The organism is Pengzhenrongella sp. (assembly GCF_036565025.1).
Taxonomy (GTDB): Bacteria; Actinomycetota; Actinomycetes; order Actinomycetales; family Cellulomonadaceae; genus Pengzhenrongella.
Genome location: NZ_DATCNW010000327.1, coordinates 1 through 5,244, shown reverse-complemented (window position 1 = coordinate 5,244; position 5,244 = coordinate 1). Strand labels below are relative to the sequence as shown.

The following is a 5,244-nucleotide window of genomic DNA, read 5'->3' as shown; positions in this document are numbered from 1 at the left end:
GGCCGGCCGCCGAGCTCTCGGCGCGCTGATCGAGCGTGCCGGACCGATCGATGGTCCGGCTCAGGTGCGGCTGCGAAACGGACTCGACCGGTGGGCGCCGCGGCTCGGGCACCTGGACACCGGCCGCGAGCTGCGCCTGCTGGCGGGGCTCGGCGGCGTCGTGCTGCATCCGGGGTCGGCAGGCTGGCCGTCCGGCCTGGACGAGCTGGGGTTCGCGGCACCGCCGTGCCTGTGGGTTCGCGGCGCGGGGGACCTCGAGGTGCCCCTGCGCCGATCGGTCTCGCTCGTCGGGGCGCGGGCGGCGACCGGCTACGGCGAGCACGTGGCCGCGGACCTCGCGGCCGGGCTGGCCGATCGCCGGTTCGCGGTCGTCTCGGGCGGCGCGTACGGCATCGACGCGGCGGCGCACCGCGGTGCGCTCGCCGTCGGCGGCCGCACCGTCGTCTTCCTCGCGGGTGGCATCGACCGGCCGTACCCGGCGGGCAACGCCGCGCTGCTGGCACGTGTGGTGGAGGCCGGAGGTTCGGTGCTCAGCGAGGTGCCCCCCGGGTGCGTGCCCAGCAAGAGCAGGTTCCTGCAACGCAATCGGCTGATCGCCGCCGCGAGCCGGGCCACCGTCGTGGTCGAGGCGGCGTGGCGGTCGGGCGCGCTCAACACCGCGGGACACGCCGCGGGGCTGCTGCGGCCGGTCGGCGCGGTGCCCGGTCCCGTCACGTCGATGGCCTCGGCCGGCTGTCACCGCCTGCTCCGCGACGGCGCCGCGGTGTGCGTGACGGATGCCGCGGAGGTCGCCGAGCTTGCGGGCGTCGCGGGACGGGACCTCGCCCCCGAGCGGGTCGGCGCACCGGCCGAGGTCGACGGGCTCGACCCTCGGCAGCGCAAGGTGCTCGACGCCCTGCCGGTCGTGCGTGCGGCGGAGCCCGACTCGCTCGCCCGGGCCGCGGGGCTCTCCGTCGCGGAGGTCCTCGCGGCCCTCGGGCCGCTCGAGCTCGAAGGATTGGCCGAGCGGGATGGGCCGGGTTGGCGGCGTCGTCGCCGCGCCCGGACCGGAACGTGAGGTTCGTCCGGGGTGCCCCGCGGGCAACTTCACCCATTGCCGCCCCGGACTAAATGGGGGCGGATCGGACACCTCGGCGCCGTTGGCGGCCCGACACGCGGAACTCATCCTTGTCCCGGCGTCGGCGGGCCGACACGGTAGGTCCATGAGCAGCACTGGGGGCAGCAGCACCACGAGCGCGCAGACAGGGGTGTCCGAGGCGACCGCGGCGGCGGCTGCCGCCGCGACGTCGGCACTTGCCGCAGCGCTGGCGGTCGCGTCCGTGGACATCGGCGCGACCGCGACAATCAGCGCCACCCGGACGGCGGCGCCCCGCGTCCGCCCGGCCCGTTCGCCCTGGTCGGTCGAGCTGGCGGCGCAGTTCGGCACCCACCTCGGGGCGCAGCGCGGACTCTCCCCGCACACCGTGCGGGCCTACACGGGCGATCTCGAGCACCTCTTCGCGTTCGCTCAGGCGCAGGGACGGCCCACGCTGGACGAGATCGACCTCGCCGTGCTCCGCGCCTGGTTGGCCTCGATGGCCGCCGTGCCACTCAGTCGCGCGACTCTCGCGCGCAGGGGAGCGGCCGTGCGGACCTTCTTCGCGTGGGCTCAGCGCACCGGTCGCGTGCGGACCGACCCCGCCCTGCGGCTCGCCTCGGCCCGTTCGGCAGTCACGCTCCCGACCGTGCTCGCAGTGGAGTCCGCCGCGCAGCTGCTCGACGTCGCTCGCACCCGCGCCGACGACGGCGACCCGGTCCACCTGCGCGACTGGGTTGCCCTCGAGCTGCTCTACGCGACCGGCGCGCGCGTCGGGGAGCTCGTCGGCGCCGATATCGACGACGTCGACCTCGAGCAGCGCACGATGCGCGTGCTCGGCAAGGGCGGCCGCGAACGCGTGATCCCGTTCGGTGTGCCGGCCGCGCGCGCGGTGCGCGAATGGCTGGTCGACGGCCGCCCGCGGCTCGCGACAGCCGACTCCGGCAGCGCGCTCCTGCTGGGACGCCGCGGTCACCGCGCCGACCAGCGCCAGCTCCGCGAGGTCTCCCACGAGGTGGCAGCTCTGGCGGGGGTGGACGACGTCGCGCCGCACGCCCTGCGGCACAGCGCGGCGACGCATCTGCTGGCCGGGGGCTCTGACCTGCGAAGCGTTCAGGAAGTTCTGGGGCACGCTACGCTTGCGACGACCCAGCGGTATACCCACGTATCGGCCGAGCGGCTGCGTCGCTCATTTCAACAAGCGCACCCCAGGGCATGAGCTCGAGCACGAGAGACGTTCATGGACGCTCCGAACGAACATCGATCGAACGAGGTTGATGTGACGCTCGACGCCGACGTGCCCCGACCACACTCGTCCAACAGTCCCCTGGTGACCGGCAACGGTGGGGGCACCGCAGTCGACGACGAATTCGAGCCGTCCCTCGACGTGACGGACGCCCCGGCCCCCGAGCTCATCCAGGACGCCTGGCGCGAGTTCAAGGTCTCCGGCGACCGAGCCCTGCGCGAGCAGCTGATCCTGCACTACGCGCCGCTCGTCACGGCCGTCGCCGCCCGGCTCGGCATGCGGCTGCCCAGCAGCGTCGAGCAGGCAGACCTGGTCTCCTACGGCATGTTCGGCCTCATCGACGCGATCGAGAAGTACGCCCTCGACCGGTCGGTCAAGTTCGAGACGTACGCGAGCTCACGCGTCCGCGGTGCGATCATCGACGAGCTCCGTGCGATGGACTGGATCCCGCGTTCCGTGCGGACCAAGGCCCGTGCCGTCGACCGCGCGTACGCCGAGCTGGAGGGCGAGCTGCGCCGCACGCCCACCGAGGGCGAGGTCGCCGAGCGGCTCGAGGTGGGGGTCGGTGAGCTTCGGACGGTCTTCGCGCAGCTCTCGACCGTGAACGTCGCGGCCCTCGACGAGCTTCTCGGCGCGGAACGGACGGACAGTGTCTCGCTGCTCGACACGCTCCAGGACCGGCGCGCGCCCGATCCGGCCGGGTCGTTCGAGGCCCAGGAGACCAAGTTCCTGCTGGCCCGAGCGATCGAGCAGCTCGGGGAGCGGGAGAAGATCGTGCTCGTCCTGTACTACTACGAGGGCATGACGCTCGCGGAGATCGGCCGGGTGCTCGGCGTGACCGAGTCCCGGATCTCCCAGATGCACACCGCCGCAATGGTCCGCCTCCGCGCCAAGCTCATGGAGTCCGAGCGCGGCTGACCCCCGCCCCGCCCCGCCCCACCCCACCCCGATCGGCCACAAACTGCGCACATCGGCGCGGGCTGCGTACATCGGATGTGCGCATGCTGCACGGATGTGCGCAGTTTGCGGGCGCAACGCCCGCGTCGCGGGGTCAGGGGTCCGGGAGGAGGATCACCGGGGCGGTGGCGGGCAGCAGGGAGAGGGGGTTCAGGTAGACGTCGGCGCGGCGCACGCCCCAGTGCAGGCACGACGCCGGGGCGCAGTGCCCGGCCACGTCCTGGATCGTGCCGATCACCTGACCGCGCCGCACCCGGGTGCCGGGGCGCACCGACCAGTTCACCGGTTCCAGGCTCGACCGCAGCCCGTCGTCGTGCACGACGGTCACCACTCCACGGTCCACGACGGTGCCCGCGAACGACACTGTCCCGGCCGCCGGCGCGAGAACGTCCTGCCCGACCGTCCCGGCGAGGTCGACGCCGCGATGGCCGGGCGCCCAGGGCTCGGCGGGGGCGTCGAACGGGTGCACGAGCGCCGGGTCGCCCGTGAGCGGCAGCGCGTAGCCGGAACTCCGGTGCGCCGCCGGTGGCGCTGCGGCCCCCGGCACGCCCGCGCCGTTGCCGGCCCGCGCCGCGGCGCCGACGACGGCGTCGGGCACCGGTCCGGAGCCCGCGACGCCGAAAGCGAGGGCGCCGGCGAGCACGCCGATCACGACGACCGAACCGAGTGGGTGCACCATGCGCGCAAGGCTCGTGGACCAGCAGGGATCGGGGCAACACCCGCCGGCCGCCGCGGTGCACGACGTCGGCCGGACGCCGCCCGGGGTCGGGTAGAGTGACCTCTGCGATCGGCCTGTGCCGATCGACATCGCGCGCCATTCGCCCGCGCCCTGTGCAGATTCGAGCCTCGCGGCTCGTCGGCAGGGACCGGGTGTCCGCGCTGGCATCGGTCCGGGGAAACCCGGCGCCAGCAAGGGCGTGGCGCCAGGGGCCCCGACTGACCGGTCGGAGCTGACAACCGGAATGCGGGTCCACCCGGACCCGCCACTTTGCGCGCACGCCGTGAGGGTGCGCGCCGGAAGGACGTGCCATGGCCGTCGTGACCATGCGCCAGCTGCTCGAGAGCGGTGTCCACTTCGGACACCAGACCCGCCGCTGGAACCCCAAGATGAAGCGCTTTATCTTCACCGAGCGCAACGGCATCTACATCGTCGACCTGCAGCAGTCGCTCGGCTACATCGACGCTGCGTACGACTTCGTCAAGGAGACCGTCGCCCACGGTGGCACGATCCTCTTCGTCGGCACCAAGAAGCAGGCCCAGGAGCCCGTGGCCGAGCAGGCAGCCCGGGTCGGGATGCCGTTCGTCAACCAGCGCTGGCTCGGTGGGATGCTGACCAACTTCCAGACGGTGAACAAGCGCCTCCAGCGCCTCAAGGAGCTCGAGCTCATCGACTTCGCCGACGTCGCAGGGAGCGCCTTCACGAAGAAGGAGCTGCTCATCATGCGTCGCGAGCGGGACAAGCTCGCGAAGACCCTCGGCGGCATCCGCGACATGACCAAGGTTCCCTCGGCCGTGTGGATCGTGGACACCAACAAGGAGCACCTCGCGGTCGATGAGGCGCGCAAGCTGCACATCCCGATCGTCGCGATCCTCGACACCAACTGCGACCCCGACGTCGTCGACTACAAGATCCCCGGTAACGACGACGCGATCCGCGCCGTCACGCTGCTCACCCGCGTGATCGCGGACGCAGTCGCCGAGGGCCTCATCCAGCGTCACTCGGGCCGCAACGCGGGCGCCGAGGGCACGCCGGACGCCGAGCCGCTCGCCGAGTGGGAGCGCGAGCTCCTCGCCGGTGCCGAGGCCGGACTCGCGGCGGACGCCGCTGCGGCCGCCGTCGCGGCCCCGGTCGCCGAGGCTGTCGCTCCGGCCGCCGTCGAGGCTCCGGTCCCCGAGGCGCCCGTCGCCGAGGCTGTCGCTCCGGTCGAGGTCGTCCCCGAGGCGCCCGTCGCCGAGGCTGTCGCTC

Annotated in this window: 5 protein-coding genes; 4 read left to right on the top strand and 1 reads right to left on the bottom strand. The window is 73.4% G+C overall.

What is annotated here, in order from left to right; genetic code table 11:
- The 3 genes from dprA to whiG form a co-directional block, all read left to right on the top strand.
- Positions 1–1,057 (top strand): DNA-processing protein DprA (dprA, locus tag VIM26_RS18855; RefSeq protein ID WP_331954079.1); only part of this gene is annotated, 1,057 nt, incomplete at its 5' end.
- A gap of 145 nt (positions 1,058–1,202) precedes the next feature.
- Positions 1,203–2,294, top strand: a complete 1,092-nt coding sequence (locus VIM26_RS18850; RefSeq protein ID WP_331954077.1) for a tyrosine recombinase XerC — start codon at positions 1,203–1,205, stop codon at positions 2,292–2,294.
- 60 nt (positions 2,295–2,354) lie between these two features.
- Positions 2,355–3,239: an RNA polymerase sigma factor WhiG gene (gene whiG, locus VIM26_RS18845; protein WP_331954075.1), complete on the top strand. Its 885-nt coding sequence runs from the start codon at positions 2,355–2,357 to the stop codon at positions 3,237–3,239.
- 133 nt (positions 3,240–3,372) lie between these two features.
- Here whiG and VIM26_RS18840 read toward each other — a convergent pair whose 3' ends face one another.
- On the bottom strand, positions 3,373–3,957 hold the full coding sequence (locus VIM26_RS18840) for a M23 family metallopeptidase (RefSeq protein ID WP_331954073.1): 585 nt from the start codon (positions 3,955–3,957) through the stop codon (positions 3,373–3,375).
- A gap of 350 nt (positions 3,958–4,307) precedes the next feature.
- Here VIM26_RS18840 and rpsB point away from each other — a divergent pair.
- Positions 4,308–5,244, top strand: a 937-nt coding sequence (gene rpsB / locus VIM26_RS18835; RefSeq protein WP_331954072.1) for a 30S ribosomal protein S2, incomplete at its 3' end; no start/stop codon positions are given.

Excerpts from the sequence above, each read along its gene's own strand:
- VIM26_RS18840 (WP_331954073.1), bottom strand. The coding sequence starts at position 3,957 with ATGGTGCACCCACTCGGTTCGGTCGTCGTGATCGGCGTGCTCGCCGGC.
- VIM26_RS18850 (WP_331954077.1), top strand. The coding sequence starts at position 1,203 with ATGAGCAGCACTGGGGGCAGCAGCACCACGAGCGCGCAGACAGGGGTG.